This is a genomic window from Cohnella thailandensis (genome assembly GCF_014212135.1).
GTDB lineage: Bacteria > Bacillota > Bacilli > Paenibacillales > Paenibacillaceae > Cohnella > Cohnella thailandensis.
Genome location: NZ_JACJVQ010000005.1, coordinates 460677 through 485322, shown reverse-complemented (window position 1 = coordinate 485322; position 24646 = coordinate 460677). Strand labels below are relative to the sequence as shown.

The following is a 24646-nucleotide window of genomic DNA, read 5'->3' as shown; positions in this document are numbered from 1 at the left end:
CGTTCGATCGACCGGAAGGTCTCTCTGGGAGGAATGCATGACATGTGTGGGATAACGGGATGGATTGATTGGCAAGAGGATTTGACGACGCGCTTGGATACGGTCGAGCGGATGACGCGAACGCTGGAGCTGAGAGGCCCCGACGCTTCCGGCACGTGGCTGTCCCGCCATTGCGCCTTCGGACATAGGAGGCTGAGCGTCATCGATCCCATCGGAGGAGCCCAGCCGATGGTCAGACCGGCCAAGTACGCCGAAGAACACGATTGCGTCGTCGTATATAACGGCGAGCTGTATAACGCTCCCGAGCTTAGAAAGGAACTCGAATCGCTGGGACATTCGTTCCGCACCACCTGCGACACGGAGGTTCTTCTCCTCTCGTACGTGGAATGGGGACCGGCTTGCTTGGACAAATTCAACGGAATCTTCGCCTTCGCGATCTGGGAGACGGAGAAGGAGCGGCTGTTCATGGCTCGGGATCGTCTAGGGGTCAAACCGCTGTTCTACCGGCGCGAAGAAGGACGGCTGCTGTTCGGCTCGGAGCCGAAAGCGATTCTCGCGCATCCGGACGTACCGGCGGAGATCGACGGCGAAGGGCTGGCGGAGCTGTTCATCATCGGTCCGGCCAGAACTCCGGGTACGGGCATCTGGAAAGACATGTCGGAGCTGAAGGCCGGACACTGCATGCATTACGACCGAGACGGAATGCGAATTTATCCTTATTGGCAGTTGGAGAGCCGCCCCCACGAGGATAACGAGCAGGCGACGGCCGAGCGCGTCGGGGAGCTTCTGTACGATACCGTCGAGCGCCAGCTCGTCTCCGACGTTCCGATCTGCACCCTTCTCTCCGGCGGTCTCGATTCCAGCGCCCTGACGTCCCATTCTGTGCGATATTACGCACAGACCGGGCAAGGCCAGGTTCATACGTATTCGGTCGATTACGTGGACAACGACAAATTTTTCACCGCCCATGACTACCAGCCGAATTCCGACGCTCCCTGGATCAAGAAAATGCACGACTACCTCGGCACCGAGCACCATTACGTGAAGTTCGATACTCCCGAGCTGGTCGGCGCGCTCGAAGCGGCCGTCCTCGCGAAGGATTCCCCCGGCATGGCGGATATCGACGCATCGCTGTATCTCTTCTGCCGGGAGATCAAGAAGGGGGCCACCGTCGCCCTCTCCGGCGAAGCCGCCGACGAGATCTTCGGGGGCTATCCATGGTTCCATCGTCCGGAGGCGCTTAACGCCCGGACGTTCGGCTGGTCGCTGTTCCCCGAGCTTAGGGAGAGCGTGATGTCCGACGAGCTAAGGGAGAAAATCCGGCCGATGGAGTATCTCGGAGACCGATATTCCCAAGCGGTCGCGGAAGTCCCGCATCTTCCCGGCGAGAGCGAGGCCGAGCGGAAGATGCGCACGATGAGCTACCTGAGCATCAGCCGCTTCATGCCGACGCTGCTCGACCGCAAGGACCGGATGAGCATGGCCGTCGGCCTGGAGGTGCGGGTGCCGTACTGCGACCATCGGCTGGTGGACTACGTGTTCAATATCCCATGGGAGCTCAAGATGGCGGGCGGCCGCGAGAAAGGCATCCTGCGGAAGGCGCTAGAGGGAGCGCTGCCCTCGGAAGTGCTCTATCGCAAGAAGAGCCCCTATCCGAAGACGCACAACCCCGGCTACCTCAATGCCGTCCGCGGATTGCTGCTGGAGAAGCTGGACGATTCCAATTCCCCGCTTCATCCGCTCATCAACGTCCCCAAGGTGCGCGAGATGGCTCAGACCGCCGACAGCACTTCCCATCTGCCTTGGTTCGGACAGCTGATGTCCGCCCCGCAGCTGTTCGCCTATCTGCTGCAATTCGATTTCTGGCTTCGGCATTACAAGGTTAAAATCGTGTAAAAAAGAAGGGTGCCGCCGCCCAAGTCGCGACGACTTGGGAAGCAGCACCCTATTCGCGGATTATCGAAGCTTCTCCAGCAGCAAGCGCAGAGCCTTGCCGCGATGGCTGATCTCATTCTTCCGGGCGACGCTCATCTCGGCCATCGACAGGCCGAATTCCGGAACGTAGAACAGCGGATCGTAGCCGAAGCCTCCTTCGCCGCTGGCGCTATCCATAATATAGCCTTCGACGGCTCCTTCCGCCGTCGTCTTCTCGCCCGTGGAGGGCTCGTACAGGACAAGCGAGGCCACGAAGCGGGCGGAGCTGAGCAGCTTCTTGCCCTGCGGTCCCTCCGCTTCAACGACGGGAAGCTCGGGCAGCGCCGCAAGCTCGCTCAGCAGCTTCGCGTTGTTGTCCGCATCCTTGGCCCCCGCTCCCGCGTATCTCGCCGAATAGACGCCCGGGTCTCCTCCGAGAGCATCGACGCACAGGCCGGAATCGTCCGCGAGAACCGGCAGCCCGGTCAGGTCGGCCACCGTCTTCGCCTTGATCAGGGCGTTCTCGGCGAAGGTGACGCCCGTCTCTTCGATCTCAGGAATCGAATCGACTTCCCTAAGATCCATAACCGTAATTCCCAGCGCGCCGAAGGCTTCCGCGAATTCCTTCGTCTTCCCGGCGTTGCGGGTCGCGATCAGCAGCGTATCTCCTTGTCCGATCATGCCAGCACCGTCCCGATTCGGCTGCCGGCCTCGCCCAGCGTCTCCCGCTGCCAAGCGATCAAGCGCTCGATGCCGCTCTCGGCAAGCTCCAGCATCGAGTCCAGCTCCGAACGGGCGAACGGCGAATCCTCTCCCGTCCCCTGAAGCTCGACGAACGCTCCTTGTCCCGTCATCACGACGTTCATGTCCACCTTGGCCTTAGAATCCTCGTCGTAGTTCAGGTCCAGCAGGGCTTGTCCGTTCAGCATTCCGACGCTTACGGAAGCCAGATAATCCGTGATAGGGTACTTGGCGAACTTCCCCGCTTCGGCCAGCTTATGTACGGCAAGCGCAAGAGCGATGAACGACCCGGTGATCGAAGTCGTGCGGGTCCCTCCGTCCGCTTGAAGGACGTCGCAGTCCAGCATGATCGTGCGCTCGCCGAGCGCTTCCAAATTGACGACCGAACGCAAGGCTCTGCCGATCAAACGCTGAATTTCCATCGTGCGCCCGCCCAGCTTGCCCTTCACCGATTCCCTCGGGTTGCGAACCTGCGTCGCTCTGGGAAGCATCGAATATTCGGCATTAATCCAGCCCTTGCCCTGCCCTTTAAGGAAGGGAGGCACTTTCTCTTCGATCGTCGCGGTGCAGAGCACTCTCGTGTCGCCCATCTCGATCAGCACGGAGCCTTCCGCGTATTTATTCGGATGAAGCGTGATGGCGAACGGCCGCAGGTCGCGGGGTTGCCTTCCGTCTCCTCGCATCGTCATTCCTCCTGAACTTCCTTTGCTATCGTAAACCTCCCCCATTTTACCAAAGTCCCGGATGAAAAGCACACGAAAAGACCTATCTCGACCCAGGATGATATTCGTCCGGTTGGGCAAGATAAGGTTTGGTTGTTGGAAATAGGTGTCAAAAGAGGAGGGTTCATCCGAATGATCGAGCAAGTTCGCTCTCGCTTCGGCGATGCTAAGGATCTGGTCTCCGAGGTCATGGACAACGGATACGCCCGCCTGGAGCTGTGCTTCTTCCCGGCCATGTGCGACGTCGATCAGATCAAGGACGCCATTCTCGTCCCCTTCTCTTATCGCTTCGATCCGGACGAGTTCCGAAGAATGCTGAAGACGGGTCTGACCTTCTTGAAATCCGACGAACCGAAGAAATGGCCGGAGCTTCTGCTCAAGGGATGCGTTCTCCTTCAATACGAGGACAAGGTCTACAGCTTCTTAGCCATCCGTAAAATGCAAAAGGCGCCCGGAGACACGGAGGTCGAAGCCTCGCTTCAGGGCCCGCAATCCGCTTTTACGGAAGATCTGGACATGAACATGAACCTGGTGCGGCTTCGCTACAACAGCCCGAACCTGAACGCCGAACTCATGGAGAAGGGCGAAATCTCCAGAACTCGCATCATGATCTTATTCGATAGAGAGAAGGTAGACAGAACCTCGCTGGACGAGCTCCGCAAACGGCTGGAGTCGATCAAGCCCCAGCTGATCCAAGCGTCGGGCCAGCTTGCCATGTACATAGGCAACGCGCGGTTCAGCATGTTCCCGATCACGCTTCAGACCGAACGGCCCGATCGGGTCGCCCAATTGCTGCAGCGAGGGAAAATCGCCGTCCTGGTGGACGGAAGCCGCTTCGCGATCACGCTTCCCGTTCGTTTCTTCGATTTCATGCACGCGATGGACGACGACTACGAGCCCTTCTGGATGGGACGAATCATTATCTTATTCCGCTACCTGGGGATGGTTCTCTCCATGACGCTTCCCGCCTTATATATCGCCGCTTGTTCCTACAACCCCGAATTTTTCCGGGTACAGCTGGCTTTCTCCATCGACGGAAGCCGCGCAGCCGTTCCGTATCCGTCATTCGTGGAAGTGTTCATCATGCTGTTCATGATCGAAGCGCTGATCGAAGCCAGTATCCGGCTGCCCCGGTTCGTCGGCTCGACGGCCGCGACGGTCGGCGGTCTCATCCTCGGACAAGCCGCCCAGCAGGCGGGACTGGTGAGCAGCATCATGATTATCGTTACGTCCGTCGTCGCCATCTCCAACTTCGTCATTCCGAACAGCTCGTTCAGCTACAGCATCCGCGCGCTGAAATACGTTTTTGTCCTTGTCGCCACGTTCTACGGAATGGTCGGCATCATCGTGACGCTCTTCCTGATCGTCGTCTACCTCTGTCACCTGCGAAGCTTCGGTCAGCCGTATTTGGCGGTCAATATGCAAAAGGATCAACAGAAACGCGAACAATCGAGGTGAATCCATTATGTACCGCTACTTCTACTACCACGTTTTCTACATCGGAATGATGAACGTCATGCTGTTCGTCCCCCACATTCTGATTAAGCACCGGTTCGACGGCGCGGTCTCAGGCATCCTCGCCGGCATCGTAATCGGTACCGTTCTGACCGTCGGCACGGTTTATTGCTATCGGCAGTTTCCCGAATTGGGACTTCCGGAGATTCTGAAGAGGTATTTTCCCGATTGGATCGTCGCTGCCCTGCTCTATTTATCCTGTTTGCTTTGGCTGGCGGGAGGAGTACTCGGCTCCTATACCTTCGCCCAGACGATGGGGCTGTTCTTCAACCCGGACATGAATCACTATCAATTCCTGCTTCTTATCATCGTCTCGAGCGTCTTCGCCGGATCCCGATCGACGAGAACCATTCAGTTCGCCAATGAGATTCTGTTCTGGCTCTGCATGCCGCTGCTGCTGTTCATTCTTTTCAAAGCGTTCTCGAGTCCTTATCTAAGTTGGGATGCCATTCGAATCGTTGCCGGTTACGTCGCCGGGCCCCCTTCCCTCACCTTGCTGGCGGCTTCTACGTTCTTTTATACGGGTTATCTGAACTTGACCCTGTTCAATCGATTGTACCCGGCGAAGTTTCGAATCAAGCGCTTGTGGTCCATTCCCTTGCTCGGAGCGTTTCTGGGCTTCGTCTCCTTTTTTATCCCTATCGGACTCCATGGAACGATGGGAGTGGAGCAATACATCTATTTATGGAGCGTAACCGCCGACTCCATGTCTCTGAAGTACGGGTTCATTCAGCGGATCTTGTTCATCTTCCTGATCATGTTCACGCTGCTGTCCCTGATGTTCATGATGAACGTTTTCCATGCGTGCATGGAATATATCAAGGCGAGCCATCCCCGCCACAAGCCGCAGCCCGAGCAATTGCCCGTCCCCAAGACGAATTGGATCGTCTGCTCCTTCTTCGGCGCCGCCTGCTTCCTCTTCTCCTTGTGGGCGAACGAAGGACGCAGCCAGTGGGCGACCGAATTATGGCTTATCGTCCGGTTCCTGTTCGAGCTTGGCAGCTTCGTCCTGATCATCGTCTTGGCGTTACTCGAGAAACGTCGTTCATCTCCTTCATCCCGATCGACGACTTCGTCCGCGTCCAGCGGGCAGTGAGGAGCTCCGATGAAAAGATTGCTGAGAATCCTGCTTCCCCTCGTCCTCTGTCTGAACGTGAGCGGCTGCGGAATGAAGGATATCGACAAACGGTTCTATGTCGTAACGACGGGCGTGGACTTGACCGACAATCCGGAGAAGCCGTACCGCATCTCGCTCCGGCTGGCGATCACTTCGGCGCAGGTCGAGAGCGGCTCCTCGCGGACCGAGATCGAGACGATCGACGCCCCTTCCATCGCGGAAGGCGTCCGGCACTTGAAGTCGCACGTCGACAAAGAGCTGGAATTCGGCCATTGCCGGATTTTCGTTCTCGGGAAGTCGCTGCTGCGGACCGCTTCGCCCGAGACGATGAGCTTCTTCTCCAGGAGACGCGACATCCAGATGATTTCCGTGTTCGCCGTCGGCGAACCGGACGCGCTCTCCGTGCTGAAAGTGTCCCCCAAGTCCGAACGGTATCCTGGCAACGCGCTGTTCCTGAGCTTCGGCAACGAAGGAACGGAATCGCCTTATACGATCACGACCTATCTGTTCGATTTGGTCCGCAAAGCTTACGAAAGGGGAATCGATCCGATCTTGCCCGTCATCAAAGCCGAAGGCCGAACCTACGTGATCGATCAGGCCGTCGTCCTGAACAAAAAAGGAACGGGCCTCCTCCTGACTCCGAAAGAGACCCAGCTCTACAAAATGACGACGTCGCGCTCGGCCAAAGCGGAGGTCGTACTTCCGCTGGATGAACAAGCGCGCGTCGTCTTGACCGTCTCCCAGCTCCGAACCAAGATCGGGATCGACCGGGGAACGGTCCCGACGGTACGGATGAAGGTCCGGGTAAGCGGGATACTGGAAGAAAGCCCGCCGGGATTGCTCGAGCGGGATTGGCATGGCCTCGAGCGGCGGATGGAGGAAAGCTTATCCGGGCAGATCGAAGACCTTCTGATCAAAATCCGAAATTCCGGAACCGATCCCTATGGGTTCGGTCTTAAATACTTGTCCCAATATTTCGGCAAGGAGAAGGATTACAAGTACTGGCAGTCGGTCTATCCGGAAGTGAAATTCAAAGTCGAGTCCGACATCCATATCAAAGGACCGGGCGTGATCCGGTAATCCGGATTATTGCTCCACGGCGTTGATCGCGATCGGACGGCTGATCGGCTCCGCGTAGGTCGTCTCGTTCGTATCCGTGAAGGATTCGCTGCCGTTGATCGCGAGCTTGATCTTCGAGTCGCCGCTGACCTCCGTCAAGGTGAGAACCATGGCCTGTACCGTTTCCGCGGGAACGAGCATTTCGGGCTCCCAGGAAGCGTCCTTCAGAGAGACGCTGAGCAGATCGCTCGAGACCGCCAGCTTATCGACCGTAATGTTCGAAGCCACGACGGGCTTCAGGATGTTGCTGTTCAGAGGCCCTTTGATCAGTTCTTCCAGAGCGGCCCGATTCTTGTCCGGCTGACGATCGATCAGGCGGGTGACCGGTACGAAGTACCCTTCCCCGTCCGTGGAGCGCGCCGCGAAGTACAAGGTGACGGCCATGGAACGGCTCGGCTTCAAGCCCGAGGCTTGTTCGACGTTGATCCCCATCGCCCGCGACATGACTTCATCGATAGGCAGCTTGGAAGCGGGCAGCTCGCGGAGCGCCTTGCCGTCCACGGTGAATTTTACCTGATGGACTCCCGGCAGCTCCGTCATCGTCCAGACCAGCGCTTCAACCGCCTTGCGCTCTTGATTCGCGGGAAGGTTCGGGAAGCTCTTCCCGAAGTCGATGGTAACGGTAGCCGTTTTGTCATCTTTCTGGACGGAACGAACGGACGCATCTTTGGGCAAAATAGGCTTGAACCCGGTCGGCAGTTGATCCGCGACCGTCGTGCCGCTCGTCATCCAGGAGAGAGCCTGCTCCTCCATCGTCTTGTCCGACTCGTCAGCGCTTAGCCTCAGCGTCATGGGGGCGACGAAGCCGTTGCTGTCTTGCAGATACACCGTCAGGCCGTCGGTATCCGACGCCAGCGGCGCCATCGCCGGATCTGCGGCGGCGTTTACCATCTCCTGCTCGAGCTCCGCAGGAGGCGGGTCGATCGCCGCCGTCTCCGGCGATCGTTCCCCGCCCAAGCTGCTGCAGGCTGCAAGGAGCGGGAAAAGCAAAAGGGCGGCAAGAAGCTTGCGAACGTGCTTACGGCCGGTTATCGGCATCATTTCCAATTCCTCCCGGACAGGGTGCGCCGGTAACACCGGCCTCCCCGATTGTAGTAATATATATACGAGACCCTAGAGAATTGTATGAACGGTTTGTCCATCAATAGCGGCCAAGTTAATGGATTATTTCCGCTTGCGGGAGAAACCGTCTAAGAAGGGTCGGAAAGAGGTGTCGTTTTGTCCGAACCGAACGTCTATCGTCTGAACAGCAAAGAGGTCGCGAACGCGACGGAAGAGTGGCTTGCGAAGCGCGGCGTCACCAAAGGCCAGATCGGCCAATTGGTCATGCTGCTTCAGAAGGATTATTTTCCGGAGTTGACTCTCGAGGAGTGCGTCGACAACGTGGAGAGGGTCATCTCCAAACGCGAGGTGCAGAACGCGATTCTAACCGGCATCCAACTGGATATGCTGGCGGAAGAGGGGAAGCTCCTGCCGCCTCTTCAAGCGATGATCCAGAACGATGAAGGGCTGTATGGCTGCGATGAGGTGCTGGCGCTCAGTATCGTTAACGTTTATGGAAGCATCGGCTTCACCAACTTCGGATACATCGACAAATTCAAGCCGGGGATTCTGAAGAAGCTCAACGACAAGAGCAGCAAGGAATGCCACACCTTCCTCGACGACATCGTCGGCGCCATCGCCGCGGCGGCTTCCAGCCGCATCGCCCACCGCAAGCAAGCGGAGAGGGAAGCGGCTCTGGAAGCCGTTCAGGACGACGGCTAAGAGCAGACGCAGAAGAGGCTTCGGCCCGGCGCGAATCGCGCTTCGGGGCGAAGCCTCTTTTTCTTATTTTGCTTGCATCCGGGTGGTGGTGGCGCGTCGTTAGTCGATTATTTCGACTATCTTGCTCGGTTATGGGCTCCCGGGCCGTGCGCTAGTCGATTTTTTCGACTATTTCGCTCGATTATGGGCTCCCGGGACGTACGTTAGTCGATTTTTTCGACTATCTCGCTCGGTTATGGGCTCCCGGGAAGTACGTTAGTCGATTTTTTCGACTATTTCGCTCGATTATGGGCTCCCGGGACGTACGTTAGTCGATTTTTTCGACTATCTCGCTCGGTTATGGGCTCCCGGGACGTACGTTAGTCGATTATTTCGACTATCTCATCCGGTTGCGTGCTTCCTCAACGTAATGGTTCTGGCGTTGCACGGTTTTTTGTGCATCTCAAGACTTGGATGCCTTGCCGCTTCCTCCTCTGCCCTCGCCCCCGGCCTAGCTTTCGTCTCTGCAACAGCCCCTGACACTGCACTACCTTCACTTCCGTTCCGACACTGCTCCGGTCTTCGCTTCCTCCGCCAATCCATCAGCCTGCACTTCCGCCTTTACTTCCGCCTTTACTTCCGCTTTTACTTCAGCCTTCACTTCCGCCTCAGTCTCCGCTTTTCTTTGGCTTCTGCCGATGCGGTACCCGAAGGTAGCGGCTAGAATCTGCTGGAACAGCATGCCGGAGATGACCGGAAGCGAGACGGCAGCCGGGAAGTATTGAATGGCCAGTACCGCACCCGCGCTTAGGTTGCGCATGCCCGAGTTGAACTGCACCGCGATGGAATCTTCGCGGCCCCATCTTCTCCACGCGGAAACTCCCCAGCCGATCAGGTAACCGAGAATAACGGTAATAAGAGTAACGAAAATGACGCCTAGAAGCTTCGCGTCCGCATGTTTCAGATCGTATGCGATGGTCGATCCGTTAATCGCGACGACGACGAACAACCCTACCTTCACGAGCGGAGCCAGAGGCGGTCCCCACGTCCGGTTGACTCCGCCCCGCGTCCATTGATTGAGGAGCATTCCCGCAATGGATGGAAGAACGACCATCCACAGCAAGCCTTTCATCATGCTCCATGTCTCGATCGGAACCGTCGTTCCCATCAAGACGTGCAGGGTGGCGGGAACGAGCAGCGGCGACAGCAGCGTATCGATCAGGATCAGGGCAAGGGTGAGAGCCAGGTTGCCGCCGTAGATCGTTACCCAGACGACGCTGACGACGCCGGTCGGAATCGCGAACAGCAGCACATAACCCGTAATCAGATAAGGATCGTCCGGGAAGAATAGATGCCCCGCTCCCCAACCGATCAAAGGCATAACCGCATGCAAAATAAGCATTAGAGCGATCAGCTTGCCCGGACGGGCGATGACGCGAAGCATGTCCGCGAAGCTGGTTTTCAAGCTTCCGATCAGCGTCATGACGGCAAAGATCCATGGCACCCATTGCTCGAAGGAGCGGAGGCGTTCATCGAGCAGAACGCCGACGACGATCGCGCTCGGAGTAATCAGCGGCATGATTTTCTCCAGCGCATGGTTGATCCGGGCGAGGGAAGACAATAATCCGTTCATCGGTCTCCCTCACGCCCTTCGATAGCGAATGAGCTGGCGTCCGGTCAGCATTCTCGAAGGCGGCGGCGGAGCGAGCGAAGACAAGATTGATGAAAAGGGAGGAATCGCCTGCATCCCCGTCTCCGTCCCATCTGCCCCTATTCGAACAACCGCTCCCGAGAAGACAAGCCGTTCGGCGTGAGCGATCGTCTCCGACATCGCGAAGCGATGGTTGTGGGGGTTGCCGCTGATCCGGGCGCCGAACAGCTTGTCGCACAGCTCGAAGCCGCTCATGGGCCCCGCTTCCTCTAGAAGCTTCTCAATCTGCTTCAACCGTCTATCGTGGTGAGCGATCAGCTCTTCCACTCGCCCGCGGAAGTCCGGGAACGGATCCCGGTGGCCGGGAAGCGCCAAGGTTGCCTCGCAAGCCAGCATCCTCTCCAGGCTCGATAGATAAGAGCCTAGCGGATCGGGATCGCCTCCCGGCAGCCAGCCGATGTTCGGCGTAATATGAGGCAATACCTGGTCGCCGCACAGGATGATCCGCGATTCCGGCTGGTAGAAGGAGCGATGCCCCGGCGCGTGGCCTTCTCCGCCGATCGGCTCCCACGTCAGCCCGGCCATCTCGAACCGCTGCCCTCCGGGCTCCGGCAGCAGCCGGATCTCCGCCGGGTGCGGCTGCACCTGCTTCTTGACGCCGGATAGATGATCCCTCAATCCGCCCAGCAGCTCGTCCGGGAAGCCATGCGATTGAAACGCCTCGATCAGCTCCTCCGAGAACGTCTCGTCCTCTCCCCATAATCTGCGCGCATAGGCGGCGGACACTCCGGACATATGTACCGGAGCGCCGGTCCGCTCCTGAAACCATCCGGCCAACCCGTAATGATCGGGATGATAATGCGTAAGAACGATCGCCTCGATGTCCGGCCAATCCACGCCCAACTCGCTCAGCGTAACCGTCCAGAACGCTTCCGTCTCCTCCGTACGCAATCCCGGATCGATAATCGTCCATCTTTTCCCATTCGGCAAAAGATAGGCGTTCACCCATTTCAAGGAAAAGGGCAGCGGCACCTTCGCCTGCACCCAACCGTTATTCAGCCTCGTCAACGCCGCGCTTGCTTCTCTCATTGTGTGCCTCCCATAGAAAAGGTTGACTGGAGGCGATCTTGACGACAGGTTTCGCCGATCCTTTTCCCCATATCCGATAACAGTATAGCCGTTTTCGACGGGGGTGGCTAATCACCGATAGATATTCGTCCTCATACAATGGAGTATTCTCGCATGCACCCGGGAAGGAAGCCTACGAGAGCCTACGCCACAGAATTCGACAAGGTGGAAGGAGATCGAGTATGTCCACCCCGAAAATCGACGTCCAGGTCATAAGCTCCGGAATCCTGTCCGAGGACGTCCTCATGCTTGGGGAGTCTGTGATCAAACAAGCCAAGATCCCGGTTCAGCAGCAGCTGCAGTTTCAATTCGGCTCCTTGAGGCAGCCCGTCTCCGTCGTCTCGGTTCCCCGTTACGACGGCTTGCGGATAAGCCACTCGCTCGCCAGGAAAATGGGAGTCTCTTCCGGAACTCCGCTTCGGCTTCAGTACCGGTCGGCCTCGCGGACGGTTGCCTTGGGACCGCTGATCGGCGTGCTCGTCAGCCGCGATCATCCGGATCAGCCCGAGAAGCCGTTCGGAGCGATTACGATGTTCTGCCGGGAATTGGTCGACACCTGCCGCAGCCAGGGCGCCTTCGTGTACTTCTTCACTCCCTCCGGCATCCAGGAGAATCTGAGAAACGTACGCGGATGGACCCACGGCTCGGGCGGCTGGCGCCAGTCCGATCTTCCCGCTCCGGACGTCGTAAACAACCGGCTTACCTCCCGCAAGCTCGAGAATCGTCCCATCGTCCAGCAGTTCGTGTCCGAGATCAAGCACCGGTACGGCGCCATTATTTTCAACGAGAAGTTCCTCGACAAATCCGAAGTGTTCGAGGCCCTTAGGAACGATTCCTCGCTGCACCGCTACTTGCCCGAGTCCTATTCCTTGCGCAACTTCGCGACGCTCAAGAGCATGTGCTCGCGTTATCCGGTCGTCTTCCTGAAGCCGGTAAGAGGAAGCTTGGGCAAAGGGATCATCCGGCTCAACCGGCACGGGGCGGAAGGCTGGCAGGCTTCCTTCACGACGGCGGCCGGTACGCGCAAGGTCACGTACCCGAATCTTCTTAAGTTCTTCTCGGCCATCTCCGGCAAGATGAAGACGGTTCGCTATCTGATTCAACAAGGCCTTACCCTGATCGATTCGGGCGGCCGACCGATCGACTTCCGGGCTCTCACCCAGAAGAATTCCGCCGGCAAATGGGTCGTCACCTCCATCGTCGGTCGGATCGCAGGCAACCAGCATTACGTGTCGAATCTGGCTCGCGGGGGTACTCTGGCTACCGTGCGGGACTCGGTCGCGAGATCGAATCTTCCTTCCGCTCACCGCGGGGAGGCATCCAAACGGCTGACTCGCGCCGCCCTCGAAATCTCGCGGGGAATCGACACTCACATTCAAGCTCACTTCGGCGAGCTCGGGATCGACCTGGCTATCGATACTTCCGGCCGAGTCTGGCTGCTCGAGGTGAATTCCAAACCGTCAAAGAACGATAACACTCCATTAAACGAAGGGAAAATCCGCCCGTCGGTGCGGACGATGATTCAATATGCACGTTTTCTCTCCGGTTTCTAGGGAGTCGTTCGAGACAAGAGAGCGGCTCTCGCCCGCCGTCGAATCCCCGGAGGGGGATTCCCCGTCGCTCTCGCTTGGAATTGCCGTTTGCGAGCAAGAAGGGAATCCTCCCTTCGCCGAAGCGGCCTTCATCCGACGGCTGATCGCCGCCGGTCCTAAGCATGGCCTGCGCGTGTTCGCTTTCGCTCCGTGGACTCTCGACGAGGAGAGCGGCACCGTCTCCGCCTGGAGTCCGCGGGGCTCCCGCTGGAGCCGGGTGACGCTTCCGGCTCCGGATCTCGTCTACGATCGCGCTTGGCCCGGCGATTCGAGACAGCGGCTGCTTTATCGGACCGGCCTGAAGCGCCTTCTTGCCCGTCATCCGGCGCGGCTGCTTAACGGCCGCCTGCCCGGGAAGCTGGACGTGTACCGAACCTTGAAGCAAGACCCGCGAACCGCCGCCCTGCTGCCGCCTACCGCGCGGTACGACGGGACGGAATCTCTCGGCAGCTGGCTGTCCGTGCATCGGGGAGCGGCTTTTCTGAAGCCTTCGATCGGATCCAAGGGACGACGGGTCATCGCGATCGCCCCCCATCCGGAAGATCCGGAGATGCTGAACCTTCTAGGCCGCAACGCCGCCAACGTCCCCTTTCGGATCGCGAGAATCTCGAAGGAAGAGGCTCTTAGCCGAATCGATAAAGCGATCGGCCATCGGATTTACTTGATGCAGCCTTTGCTCGAGCTCAGGGGCCCTTCCGGCGAACCCTTCGATCTGCGGGTGCTCATGCAGCGAGGCGGCAGCGGACGATGGGCAGAGGCGGGCATCGCGGCTCGCTGCGGCCAAGAAAACGGCGTGACCTCCAATCTCCACGGGGGAGGAACGGCTCGCCGGGCGAAGGAGTATTTAAGCGTCCTGTTCGGCTCGGCCCAAGCCGCAAGGCTGCTCGAGGAATTGCGCGAGGCATCGGAAGACGTGATCGACCGTCTGGAACGAATATACGGAAGGTTCTCCGAGCTTGGACTCGACTTCGGTATCGAACGTTCAGGAAGACTCTGGTTCTTGGAAGCGAACACCAAACCCGGGCGCGCCTCCATGGCGTGCGCAGGCGAATCCGCGGCCGCGAGAGCCGTTGAACGTCCGCTTGCTTACGCCCGATATATCCTGCTTCGACCACCTGGGAGGGTATTTCATGAGTTTGACCCTATGTAACGTTCATTTCACGCAACAGGCGAATAGAATCGTATGGTTCTCCAGTTCCCTTGCGAAGCTTCTGAACCTTAACGGCCGCAAAACGATCAACGTCAAGCTCGGGAGGGATGTCGTTCCCGCAGCCGTAAGGACAATCAAGCGAAGAGGGAACCATATCTTCCTCTCGGCCGGCCTGCGCCGCTCCGTTCGGATTCCGAAGTCCGGAAGCGTCTATATCGCCAATGCCAACAGCGAAGAGGTTCAGATCGGGCCGCTGATCGGCATTCTTACGGACAGCAACACGCGTTCCGCCGGGTCTCCGTTCGGGCTTAGAACCTCCTTCGTGAAGCAGCTGCTGCAGCTCGGCCAGAAGAAGGCGTATTTCTTCGCCTTCACGCCGAAGGACATCGATTGGCAGCAGGAGACCGTCAACGGCTGGTTTCTCGACGGCGGCGGAGGCTGGATCCGCAAGGTCGTCCCCTTGCCCGACGTCGTCTACAATCGGCTGCCGAGCCGCAGGGCGGAGACCGGGGTGGCGATTACTACTCTAAGGGACCGGTTCGTCCGCCGGCGGATCCCGTTCTTCAACTGGAGCTTCTTCAACAAATCGGATGTCTACAACCTGCTCGACAAAGATCCGGAGGCGCTGCAGCATCTTCCCGAATCGATCAACAACCCGGAACCGGAGAAGATCAAGGAGATGCTGGAGAAGCATCATTTTCTATACTACAAACCGACAGGCGGCAGCCTGGGGAACGGAATCTACCGATTGACCTATCACCCCAGGCGCGGTTACTTCGCCAGATACCGGCGGAACGGCAAGAACGTCCTGCTGCGGTTCTCGAACTTCAACAGCCTCATGAGGATGCTGAGAGCCCGACATGGCAGCGGATTGTCCGGCTACGTGGTGCAGCAGGGCATTCGGCTCATGGAGATAGACAATTGCCCGATCGACTTTCGCTTCCACATGCATAAGGACGGCAACAACGATTGGGTCGTCGCCGGGATCGGCGCCAAGAAAGCAGGACGAGGCAGCGTGACGACGCATATCAAGAACGGCGGATCGCTGATGACTCCGGAGCAAGCGCTCGGCCGGACGTTCGGCGACCGGGCGAAAGAGGTTCTGGATAATGCCAAAACCGTCGCCATCCGGCTGTCCGAAGCGATCGAACGCAATTATGCGCATACACTGGGCGAGCTTGGGCTCGATATCGGAATCGATCGGGACGGCGCCGTCTGGATGTTCGAAGCGAACGCCAAGCCGGGACGCTCGATCTTCAAGCATCCCGCGCTCAAAGAGCAAGGCAAAGCGTCGCTAGGCTATATTCTGGACCACTGCCTGTATCTAAGCAAATTCCGCAGGAAGGATGAGTCGTCATGAATTCGATTCTCCCCTCCCCGGAAATTCTCGTCCATTCCAACTACAGCTTCGGGGAAAAGCCGGTATTGGCTATTCTTACGATCGAAGACGATATGCAAGATTTCCGAGGCAATCGCCAGAATTTCGCGGATCTCATCTCCACGGGGGAGAAGCTCGGCATCATGACCTACGTCGTGACCGTCAAACACCTGAAGCTCAATCGTCCTCTGGTGCTTGGTTTTACGTACAATAAAAGCGAGGATACTTGGGTCAAGGCTTATTATCCGCGTCCAAACGTGGTCTACAACCGAATCCCGCTGAGAGAAGACGAAAGGCAGCCCCGGGTGCGCAAGAAGCTGCTGTCCATCGCCCGAAATCCGAATGTCCAGCTGTTCAACCGCCGTTTTTTTAACAAATGGTCGTTGTTTCAATGGCTGAACGATTCCAAGCAGACGCGATCCTACATTCCGGAGACCAAAAGGCTGACCGAGAGCGCGGTGCTGTCCCAAATGCTGAAGCGGCACTCTCTCCTCTACCTGAAGCCGGTCAGGGGCAAAGCGGGGGTCGGCATCATGTCGATCAAATTGCAGCCCGAACGGAGCCTCCCCTATACGCTGCAGATTCAAGAGGAGAAGGGAAGCCGAACGTTCCGGTGCTCGACCCTGTCCCGTTTGTGGAATCGGGTCTTGAAGCAATCGAACGCCATCGGGGAGCCGTATATCGCGCAGCAGGGCATCGCGCTCGCTTCGGTGAACGATCGCCCTTTCGACCTGCGGTCGCTCATTCAGAAGAACGAATTCGGCCAATGGGAGCTGACCGGAATCGGAGCGAGGGTTGCCGGCGACAACAGCATCACGACCCATGTGCCTCGCGGAGGGTATATCGAAGAGCCCGAGAAGCTGCTCGTTTCCGTCTTCGGCCAAGACAAAGCGCGCAAGGTGCTGAGCAAAGTCAAGAATACCGCTCTGATTCTGGCAAGGCAGATCGAACGCTCCTCCAAGAGCAGAATCGGCGAGATGTCGATGGACCTTGGCGTAGACGCTTCCGGCCAGGTCTGGTTCTTCGAAGCCAACTCCAAGCCCATGAAGTTCGACGAACCGCACATTCGCAAAAAATCGCTGGAGCAAATCTTCCAATATAGCCAGTATCTCCATTCTAAAGTGCTTAAACAGAGCAGCGGCTCGCAATAGCCACGTTTCTTCACGAGGTGAACCCCGGTTGACGCAACCTGTGCTCGGCATTCTGACGTTGTATCTCAATGATAACAAGGTGCTGGAAGAGAAGAAGGTTTATGAGAAAATGATCGTCGCCGCGGCCAAAATGGGACTCGACGCTTACGTTTTTACGCCGGAGGACGTGGAGGAGCGGAGCGGCCGCATCCATGCGATGATATACAGCACCGATACGCGAACCTGGCTGAGAAGATGGGTGCGGTTCCCGAACCTCATCTACGACCGTTGCCGCATTCAGCGAAGCAAACGCTTCGAACAGCTGCTCGCTTTTCGCAAGAGGTACTCTCATTTGACTTTCTTGAACCGTCCGCTCCGCAACAAGTGGACCATCTATCGAACTCTCTGGAAGGTCCCGTCCTTCCGGGAGCATCTGCCCGTTACCCGGCTCTATCAATCGTACGAGGATGTCTCGGTCATGCTCGGCAAATTCCCCCTTCTCTACGTAAAGCCGATCAACGGCACGGGCGGGCGCGGCATTCTTCGCATCGAGAAGCTGAAGAGCAGGTCGCTTCTGCTGCAAGGCCGAGATCATAAGAGAAGGATCGTCAGCCCTAAGCGGATATCGAGAGACAATCTTGCCTCCGAGCTGCGCGATTGGGATACGAACGGGGATAAATATATCGTTCAGCAGGGGCTGAACATCAAGCTTCCCAGCGGCAGGGTGCACGATTACCGGATGCTCGTGCAGAAGAACGGCTCCGGAGAATGGGAGGTGACCGGCTGCGCGGGGCGGGTCGGTCCCGTCCGCAGCATCACGTCCAACCTTCACGGGGGCGGTAGCGCAGCCCCGATGAACAGCTTGCTTCGCCAATGGGTAAGCAGCGAGGCGAAGATAGCCCAAATCCGGGAGACCGCCGAACGGTTCGGCATCTCGGTCGCGAAGTATTTGGAGACGACATACAGCGCCCTTTGCGAGCTTGCTCTCGATCTCGCGATCGACCGGGGAGGCCGCATTTGGCTGCTGGAGGTCAATCCGAAACCGGCCCGCGAGGTTTTTATCCGGGCCGGGGAGCGCGAGGTCTACCGCCGGGCGATCACCCGACCGCTCGAATACGCTTTATGGGTTTACCGCCAGAAGCGATCGGATCGGTCGAATCGCACCGAGCCCCGTTCACGTCCGCGTTCCGCCGACTCCTCCCAGGAGTCTCGCTTGCCCGAGAACGCCTCGCAGACAAACATGAGGTCGTGGCAAAGCTCCGGATGGGATGGAGATTGATTATAAACGAAGAAGCCCGCAAGCTGATCTTGTCCATAAGACCAGCTTGCGGGCTTTGCGTTCGAATCCGTCTTGGCTCCGATTACTTCTTACCGGCTGCCTCTTCCAATAGGCCGAGCAGCTCCGAGAACCGATGGATGACCGCATCCGAGCCGTCCAGCTCGCCTTCCCGCCGGAAGCCGGCGTAGTCGCAGCCGACGACGAAGAGGCCGTTGCGATTGCCGGCTTCCACGTCCGAGGAGCGGTCGCCGACCATCCAGGCGGAGCGTATTCCGTGCTTCCCGAGCAGAATCTTCACCAGGTCCGCCTTGGTCGCCGTCTCGTATTCCCCCGCGCTGTAGAAGCCTTCGAACAGATGGCCGATCCCTCTCAGCCTCGGGACCTCCTTCACGTAGCTCTCCAGTCCATTGCTCGCCACGAACAAGCGGATGCCTCGGTCATGCAGAGCTTGGAGCGTCTCCGGTACCCCTTCGTAGAGGTCTCCTATGCCCGCTTCCAGCTCCTCCAGCTCGTATCGCAGCAGCAAATCGTTCGCCCTGGCGTGCGCCTCCGGCGATCCGTCCGGCATGACTCTCATCCAAATATGCTCTAGAAGCATCCCGAGCGAGCCGAGGAGCCTCTCGATAGGAGGCTCGGGCGCCGTGTAGAGGCCTTCTTCCCGAAGCGTCTCGAAGACCCTGCGGTGGACCGTCTCCAGCAGCGATTCCGTCCGGAACAAGGTACCGTCGAGATCGAACAGCATCGCTTCGGGAGCGCCGGCGAGCTTTTTATCCAATTCATGGGTGTATGTCATCTATTTTCCTCTCCTGCAACCGATATTTTGTTCTCTCATCATAACGAAGAAGGGCAAGAGCTGGCAACCTTCGCCGAATTTGGATCGTCTATCATAACGTTGGCGCGTTCCCCCGGCAATCCCCGGCATTCCTTCTCGATCGTCAATTTTCCCTATCTATTGCCGTCGAATCTAGCTCTCTTGCGGGAAGCCATTTTTGCTAGGTTATGCTACAATAAACATTCATCAACGGTAATGCCGAAATACGAGGTGGTTCGTTTTTATGAGTAATCCTTCCATTGTCCCTAAGTTGGCCCCCGCTCCCAGCAGTCCGTCCGATCTGACTCCGCGCCGCGCGCCGAAAAGATCGATACTTCCGTTCCTTCTTCTTTGGATCGTGCTCATAGGCGGCGGAGTCGCCGGCACTTATTGGTATACCGATCATATGAAACAGCAAATCGAGAGCGAGCTTCAATTGCAGACCGCCAAGCAGATCGCGGCGATGCAGCAGGATTATCGGAACCGATTGGACGAGCTTAAAGCAAGCTACGAGGAAGAAATGGCCAAGATGTCTTCGAAGGTCGACGCTCTTAACGAGCTGCTCACCTTCAACCAGGACAACGTCAACGATAAGACCGACAACAGCAACAAGCTGTATACTCAAATCAGCGAGCTTAAGAAGCAGATGGACGAGCTCAAAAAGAACCTGGACGTGCTTAAATGATCGCGACGGTTCAACGATTCAACCGGACCTTGCTGCTTGCCGTCGCTCCTTTTGTCGGAATGCTGATCTGGATTCTTGCCGCTTCGTTCTCGCTGCAGGCGCCGACGATCGATTGGGGGAACGATGCCGCCGACGCTCCGCCCAGCCTCGCCGAACAGGCTTCTCCCGTCCTTGGCGATCTGGATGAGGCCGCGATTATTGCCAAGGAAATATCCGCTTCGATGAAGAAGGTATCCGAGCTGTATTCCAAGACGAACAGCAGCATGAGCGCGATCATGACGACGGCCAAGGCGCAGGTGAACCGGCCCGCCCTGATCTATGACAAAAGGATTACGAGCCGCCTGGGGACGGTGTCCGATTCGGTGACGACGAGCAACCTGACCGCCCAGCTCTTCCGGATTCGGGCGCAGAAATTCAGCGGCTATGCGCTGAAGGTAAAGCTCAAAAGCGCCGGCGCGATGAATATGGTCCTAGGCAAGGATACGTTCGGCGGCTCCGAGACGACGCTGGCCGCGGTCAAGCGGACGGGGGCCATCGCCGGCGTCAACGCGGGCGGCTTCGCCGACTCGAGAGGCAAGCGCTATCCTCTCAGCACGACCGTCGTAAACGGGAAGTACGTAAACGGATTCGAGGCCAGCTTTAACGACCTGTTCTTCGTCGGGCTGAACGACAAGCTCGAGCTTATCGGCGGAGAATTCAGCAGCAAGGAGCAGCTAGACCGGCTGAACCCGAAGTTCGGCGCCTCCTTCGTGCCCGTTCTTCGCAAGAACGGCGTCAATCTGTCCATTCCGTCCAAGTGGCAGACAAGCCCCGTCCGGGCGCCTCGTACCGTCATCGCCAATTACAAGGACGACCAGTTGCTGTTCCTCGTCATCGACGGCCGGGACGAGAACGGCAGCTCGGGCGCGACGCTGGAAGAGATCCAGCTGCTGCTGACCCGGTACGGAGCGATCGACGGCTACAACCTGGACGGAGGAGGCTCGTCTACCCTGGTATTCAAAGGACGGGTCGTGAACAGTCCTTCGGACGGGCAGTTGCGGCCGCTCGCGACGAATTTCCTGTTCTTTAAATAAAGCTCGTCCGCAACAAATCGGGGCTGTTCCCTAAGTCATCTATCGCGACTTAGAGGACAGCCCCTTTGGAATTCGGTCGATCTTATCCGGCTATCTTCAACTGCTTGCCGAAAGCGTAATGCTCATCTTCGCCGTAGTACATATGAATGGTGATCGTATAGTCTCCCGCCTTGGGAAACGAGTAATCGACAAAGTAGCCGTCCCCTTCCCTGGAAGCGTCGAGCAATTGCGGGAGCGTGCTGTTCGAATTGATCTGAATCTGAATCGTGGCTTCCCGGTCCTTGTACTCCTTGTTGTCTACCTCGACGATAAGCTTCGTATCCGAGCCTGCCGTCGGAGCCGCCGGTTCCGTAACGAGCGACACCTCGTCGAACCGCAGCTTGTCCTCTCCGGTCGAACAACCCCCCAGGACGACTATCGCAGCGAGCAAGAGCAAGAACAAGAGCAGCATGCCTGCCTTTCTCGCGGACCGTACACGATTCTTCTCTCTTTGTCTCCACATCTGGTATCCCTCTCCTTCCGTAACTCCCCGGTTGCCGCATCTCCTTCTCATCATACCCAAAAAAGCCATGACGCGGATGACTCTTTCCGACCGGAGATGCGACAAATCGGTTACGGCAATGAGGGGAATTTGTGACTTATAGGCCGATCTCCACACGGAAATCTTCCAGAAGCCCGTAGTCGAGCAGGTCGAATTGTTTCGCGGGAGGAGGGCCGAACGCGGGCGTTCGCTTCCAAAAGGAAGGCCAAGCGATATTTCTCGGCCTCGAAGGATCGAAGTGCGGCCCGAGCAAATTGCGAAAGCTGCCGGCAACCCGAACGGCGATCTCCTGCTTCTCGCCTCGAGTGACGCGGGAAGTGATGTCGAGAGACGGGCAACGGTCCAGGCCGATTCTTCCGACGACGGTCCCGTTGACGAACACGGTGGCGATCGTGCCTCTCCAATCGGGCAGAGTCACCCTGACCGGCTCCTTCCCTTCGGGTATAAGCACTTGCTTCCGGTAGGCGACCGCTCCCCCGTAGAAAGGGTACCCCTGCTCCCGCCAGGAGCCTGTCCCGATCGGCTTCGGTTCGCCGATCACCCACTCCCCGTTCGATTCCTCCACCGAGAAGCTTCCCGTCACGTAAACCGCCTCGATCTCCATCCGGATGGAAAAAGGTTTACCGACAAGCCGAATGACGTTCTCCCCCTCCCGGATGAATGCGGAGATATCGGTCTGCCCCATGTGCGAATCGAGCCAGCACGTCCCCTCCTGAACGGAGAGCTCGTGCCCGTTGATCTGTATGCGGTATAGCTCGGGTCGCTCTACGATCAGCCCGATCTCGGAAGGAACCTCGCCTTGCCTCACGGCGAAGCGATACGACGCCGCCATCCCGGTTCGTTCGTCCATCGAGTCCTCGAGATAGAGCAGCCGTCGCTTGAATTGAATTCCGTTGTCCCAAGGATTGACCGGCAAGCCATGACGCTCATAGATTAATTGGTTAGCCTGGAGCGCGCTTATCCCGGAGTAGCGCTTCGCCCCGATCTCGAGATCCAAATAGAGAATAGGCAGGATATTGCCGTGTTTGGGACTAACCTCCGTTCGGCTGCCCGCAAGTTCCCTGAACGGGACGGTTGGAGTTAGATCGACGGACAGGGTTGGAGCCTCTTCTTCCGCCTCCTCCGGTCTTCCGTTCAGAACCCGAATCAGCAGCGAACCGGATCCGGGCAGCTTGACCGGAATGCTTAACTCTCCGCTCCCCGTTTCTTTCACGGCGACGCTGCCAATCTCGCCGGTAAACGGCTCCCAGATCTCCGCGCCCCCTCCGTTCACTATTAACGTATCTTCGAACGGCTCCGGTCGTCCGTTCGCTACGAAGAAGAGGACGCTCCCATCCTCCAGTTCTCGCCGCAGAGAAGCGATTCGGCTTTGCTCCCGGATGGCCGATTCCCACCGGATCCTTGGGGACATGCTCTCAAGCAGCGCCGCGTTCAAATCCTCGTACCCGGTCAACTGGCTCCAACGTGCATGCTTGGTTAAGGAATCCGGCTGCCAGGCAGCGCCTCCTAATCGCTCCAACCCTTGCGACAAGGAGTAAACCTTGCCTCCCGATTCCATATACCGATGGAGCAGTTCGGCCGTCGCCGGACGGAGATGGATCATGGCCGGCGGAACGATGACGATATCGTATTCCCTCCGGGCAACCCCGAATCGTCCTTCGGCTGCATACCCATGACGCTCTATAATGTATTCATCCCCGAGATCGTAGTCCCAGCCGCAATCGGAGAGCCGCTGCGCCAGCTTCCTCGTCGCCTCCACCCCGTCCTTGTAGACGGCGTTCTCCCGAAGGTCGCGAGGGGCGAACAAATAAGAGGAAGTCGTCGGATTGAGCACGAGAATGCGATTGCGCGTCTTCCCTTGGGACAGGGCGAAGGTCAATCTCGCGAAGTAGTCCGCCAGCGTTCGCCAATCGTTCCACCAGGGCTGCCGCCAGTCGAACGACTGAGGATGATCTCGTTTCCGAGCTCCTGCTATCGAGGACATGGTAAAATGCGGAGTAAGGAAGTTAACCCCGTGCGCGTACAGCCAATCGCCAATCCGCCTGTAATCCTCGAAAGAAGATTCCCACCCGCCGGCTCCGAACGCTTCGCAGAGAACTCTCGGCCGATCGAATTGATTCGCCGCGCTGTGCGCCTCTTTCACGCAAATCAGATGATGAGAAGAGTTGTCCTCCGTCCGGCGATCCGGGCGCAGCGTCTCCGACTTAAGGTGATCGATAGCCGGCCAATGCATATATTCGTACATGGACATGACCGACGGCGAGGAGCGGTTAAACGGATGCGGCCAATTATGCTCGACATAATGCCCGGTATAGGCGAGGCCGTTCCGCTCGCACCATTCCGAGATCGGACGGACCGAGTTGTTCGTCCACAGCTCGTGTATCGTGCTGTAATAATCGTAACGTACCTGCCCGGCGTCCTTCTCCGCTCCCGCAGCCCGATCCACGTCGCGGAACAGATATGGCAAATAATCCAGCAGGCTGTACCCGTTGCGGTTCTCGAATTCGGCCGCGAACCAGTAGGTGAACGGCAAGAAGGAATCTCCGTCATGAAACAGATTGCCCGGCGAAATCTCCGGCTCGTCGGTGAACATCGCCGGAATGACGCTTCCGAACCGTTCTCCGAACCTCTCCCGATAACGCTCGTGCGTCGAACGGAGGAAGTGCTCCGTCACCTCGGGGCGTAGGAGATCCGTGTAGGCGAAGCCGCCAAGCCAAGGGTTCGTCTCCGGCGTTCCAAGCTCGAACAGCCAGCAGCTGTCGCCATAATCCCCCCACTCCTCCGCCGGCAGCAGAGTGACGTCGCGATCGATCTCCCAAGCTTGTCCATCCCTGCTGGAGCGCATCGCGAATGCCCGAATCGGATGTCCGGGTTTGTTGAGCATCAGGGAGGAGTTGACTTTGAGCTTCGCCAGCTCCTCGTGCCCGTATATTCGGAAATGTACGCAATTGGCCAGGCAATCCGGAAGCTCCGCCGGCACATGGCCTCCGGCGAATCCGGAAGGATACGAGTTCTCGTCATAAATGGACAGCTTAAGCCCAAGCTCTTCTGCCGTCTCCAGCGCTATCCCCCAGCGCTCGAACCATTCTTCCGACAGGTATTCCAGCTGCAAGCCCGGTCTCGCGTGGAGGAAAGCTCCTCCGAAGCCTTTGTCCGCCAGCTCGCGGAGCTGCTTGCGAATCTGCTCCGGACTCATGTCGTCGTTCCATACCCAGAAAGCGGCCGGCCGATCTTCCATGCGCGGCTCCTTGAACAGCTTGCGCAGAGAGTCCTCTTGCCGCGATAATTTCTTCGTTCCCTCCATCCGACCAAGCTCCTCCCCGATTGTCGTCTCGCTGACGATGCTGCATTGTCGCC

The 24646-nt window shown here is 58.1% G+C and carries 20 protein-coding genes; 12 read left to right on the top strand and 8 right to left on the bottom strand.

Translation table 11 applies throughout. The features are described 5' to 3' along the window. Positions 1 to 42: 42 nt before the first annotated feature. A complete protein-coding gene (gene asnB / locus H7B67_RS07065) occupies positions 43 to 1896 on the top strand; it encodes an asparagine synthase (glutamine-hydrolyzing) (protein WP_185119076.1) in 1854 nt (617 codons plus the stop codon). A gap of 60 nt (positions 1897 to 1956) precedes the next feature. Here asnB and rdgB read toward each other — a convergent pair whose 3' ends face one another. Together rdgB and rph are read right to left on the bottom strand one after the other, a co-directional pair. Then, a complete protein-coding gene (rdgB, locus tag H7B67_RS07060) occupies positions 1957 to 2595 on the bottom strand; it encodes an RdgB/HAM1 family non-canonical purine NTP pyrophosphatase (RefSeq protein ID WP_185119075.1) in 639 nt (212 codons plus the stop codon). Beyond that, the gene (rph, locus tag H7B67_RS07055) at positions 2592 to 3338 is read right to left on the bottom strand and encodes a ribonuclease PH (protein ID WP_185119074.1); all 747 of its coding nucleotides are present in this window, start codon (positions 3336 to 3338) and stop codon (positions 2592 to 2594) included. The genes rdgB and rph overlap by 4 nt, the downstream gene beginning before the upstream one ends. Positions 3339 to 3509: 171 nt before the next feature. Here rph and H7B67_RS07050 point away from each other — a divergent pair, with 171 nt between their 5' ends. The 3 genes from H7B67_RS07050 to H7B67_RS07040 are packed head-to-tail and all read left to right on the top strand — an operon-like array spanning position 3510 to position 7089. After that, positions 3510 to 4835, top strand: a complete 1326-nt coding sequence (locus H7B67_RS07050) for a spore germination protein (RefSeq protein ID WP_185119073.1) — start codon at positions 3510 to 3512, stop codon at positions 4833 to 4835. 7 nt (positions 4836 to 4842) lie between these two features. Continuing rightward, positions 4843 to 5988, top strand: coding sequence for a GerAB/ArcD/ProY family transporter (locus tag H7B67_RS07045; RefSeq protein ID WP_185119072.1), 1146 nt, complete (start codon positions 4843 to 4845; stop codon positions 5986 to 5988). Between the two features lie 9 nt (positions 5989 to 5997). Beyond that, positions 5998 to 7089 carry a Ger(x)C family spore germination protein gene (locus H7B67_RS07040; protein WP_185119071.1) on the top strand — a complete coding sequence of 364 codons (1092 nt, stop codon included), beginning with the start codon at positions 5998 to 6000 and terminating at the stop codon, positions 7087 to 7089. A 6-nt stretch (positions 7090 to 7095) separates the two neighbouring features. Here the strand turns inward: H7B67_RS07040 and H7B67_RS07035 are convergent, their stop codons facing one another. After that, positions 7096 to 8169 (bottom strand): GerMN domain-containing protein, encoded by a 1074-nt coding sequence (locus H7B67_RS07035; protein ID WP_185119070.1) that lies wholly within the window; start codon positions 8167 to 8169, stop codon positions 7096 to 7098. Between the two features lie 177 nt (positions 8170 to 8346). On the opposite strand from H7B67_RS07035, the gene H7B67_RS07030 reads away from it, so the two are divergent. After that, positions 8347 to 8892: a phosphatidylglycerophosphatase A family protein gene (locus H7B67_RS07030; RefSeq protein ID WP_185119069.1), complete on the top strand. Its 546-nt coding sequence runs from the start codon at positions 8347 to 8349 to the stop codon at positions 8890 to 8892. 532 nt (positions 8893 to 9424) lie between these two features. On the opposite strand, the gene H7B67_RS07025 is transcribed toward H7B67_RS07030, so the two are convergent. Next, the gene (locus tag H7B67_RS07025) at positions 9425 to 10504 is read right to left on the bottom strand and encodes a bile acid:sodium symporter family protein (protein WP_185119068.1); all 1080 of its coding nucleotides are present in this window, start codon (positions 10502 to 10504) and stop codon (positions 9425 to 9427) included. Between the two features lie 9 nt (positions 10505 to 10513). Beyond that, positions 10514 to 11611, bottom strand: a complete 1098-nt coding sequence (locus H7B67_RS07020; protein WP_185119067.1) for an MBL fold metallo-hydrolase — start codon at positions 11609 to 11611, stop codon at positions 10514 to 10516. Between the two features lie 221 nt (positions 11612 to 11832). Here H7B67_RS07020 and H7B67_RS07015 point away from each other — a divergent pair, with 221 nt between their 5' ends. From H7B67_RS07015 to H7B67_RS06995, 5 genes are read left to right on the top strand one after another with little or no spacing between them, the layout of a single operon-like run. Continuing rightward, positions 11833 to 13203 (top strand): YheC/YheD family endospore coat-associated protein, encoded by a 1371-nt coding sequence (locus H7B67_RS07015; protein WP_185119066.1) that lies wholly within the window; start codon positions 11833 to 11835, stop codon positions 13201 to 13203. Continuing rightward, positions 13178 to 14392, top strand: coding sequence for a YheC/YheD family endospore coat-associated protein (locus H7B67_RS07010; RefSeq protein WP_185119065.1), 1215 nt, complete (start codon positions 13178 to 13180; stop codon positions 14390 to 14392). The genes H7B67_RS07015 and H7B67_RS07010 overlap by 26 nt, the downstream gene beginning before the upstream one ends. Continuing rightward, positions 14373 to 15752, top strand: coding sequence for a YheC/YheD family endospore coat-associated protein (locus H7B67_RS07005; RefSeq protein WP_185119064.1), 1380 nt, complete (start codon positions 14373 to 14375; stop codon positions 15750 to 15752). Before H7B67_RS07010 ends, H7B67_RS07005 begins: the two co-directional genes overlap by 20 nt. Continuing rightward, a complete protein-coding gene (locus H7B67_RS07000) occupies positions 15749 to 16921 on the top strand; it encodes a YheC/YheD family endospore coat-associated protein (RefSeq protein ID WP_185119063.1) in 1173 nt (390 codons plus the stop codon). Before H7B67_RS07005 ends, H7B67_RS07000 begins: the two co-directional genes overlap by 4 nt. A gap of 28 nt (positions 16922 to 16949) precedes the next feature. Beyond that, complete coding sequence (locus tag H7B67_RS06995; RefSeq protein WP_185119062.1) at positions 16950 to 18179, top strand: YheC/YheD family endospore coat-associated protein; 1230 nt, start codon at positions 16950 to 16952, stop codon at positions 18177 to 18179. An 82-nt stretch (positions 18180 to 18261) separates the two neighbouring features. Here the strand turns inward: H7B67_RS06995 and H7B67_RS06990 are convergent, their stop codons facing one another. Continuing rightward, entirely contained in the window at positions 18262 to 18972 is a 711-nt protein-coding gene (locus H7B67_RS06990; protein WP_245363257.1) for an HAD family hydrolase, read from the bottom strand. A 262-nt stretch (positions 18973 to 19234) separates the two neighbouring features. Between H7B67_RS06990 and H7B67_RS06985 the strand changes: the two genes are divergently transcribed. Beyond that, positions 19235 to 19675 carry a hypothetical protein gene (locus tag H7B67_RS06985; protein ID WP_245363256.1) on the top strand — a complete coding sequence of 147 codons (441 nt, stop codon included), beginning with the start codon at positions 19235 to 19237 and terminating at the stop codon, positions 19673 to 19675. Continuing rightward, positions 19672 to 20748 (top strand): phosphodiester glycosidase family protein, encoded by a 1077-nt coding sequence (locus H7B67_RS06980; RefSeq protein WP_185119061.1) that lies wholly within the window; start codon positions 19672 to 19674, stop codon positions 20746 to 20748. The genes H7B67_RS06985 and H7B67_RS06980 overlap by 4 nt, the downstream gene beginning before the upstream one ends. Before the next feature lie 82 nt (positions 20749 to 20830). Here the strand turns inward: H7B67_RS06980 and H7B67_RS06975 are convergent, their stop codons facing one another. Beyond that, complete coding sequence (locus H7B67_RS06975; protein WP_185119060.1) at positions 20831 to 21250, bottom strand: hypothetical protein; 420 nt, start codon at positions 21248 to 21250, stop codon at positions 20831 to 20833. A 136-nt stretch (positions 21251 to 21386) separates the two neighbouring features. After that, complete coding sequence (locus H7B67_RS06970) at positions 21387 to 24593, bottom strand: glycosyl hydrolase (RefSeq protein ID WP_185119059.1); 3207 nt, start codon at positions 24591 to 24593, stop codon at positions 21387 to 21389. Between the last annotated feature and the right edge of the window lie 53 nt (positions 24594 to 24646).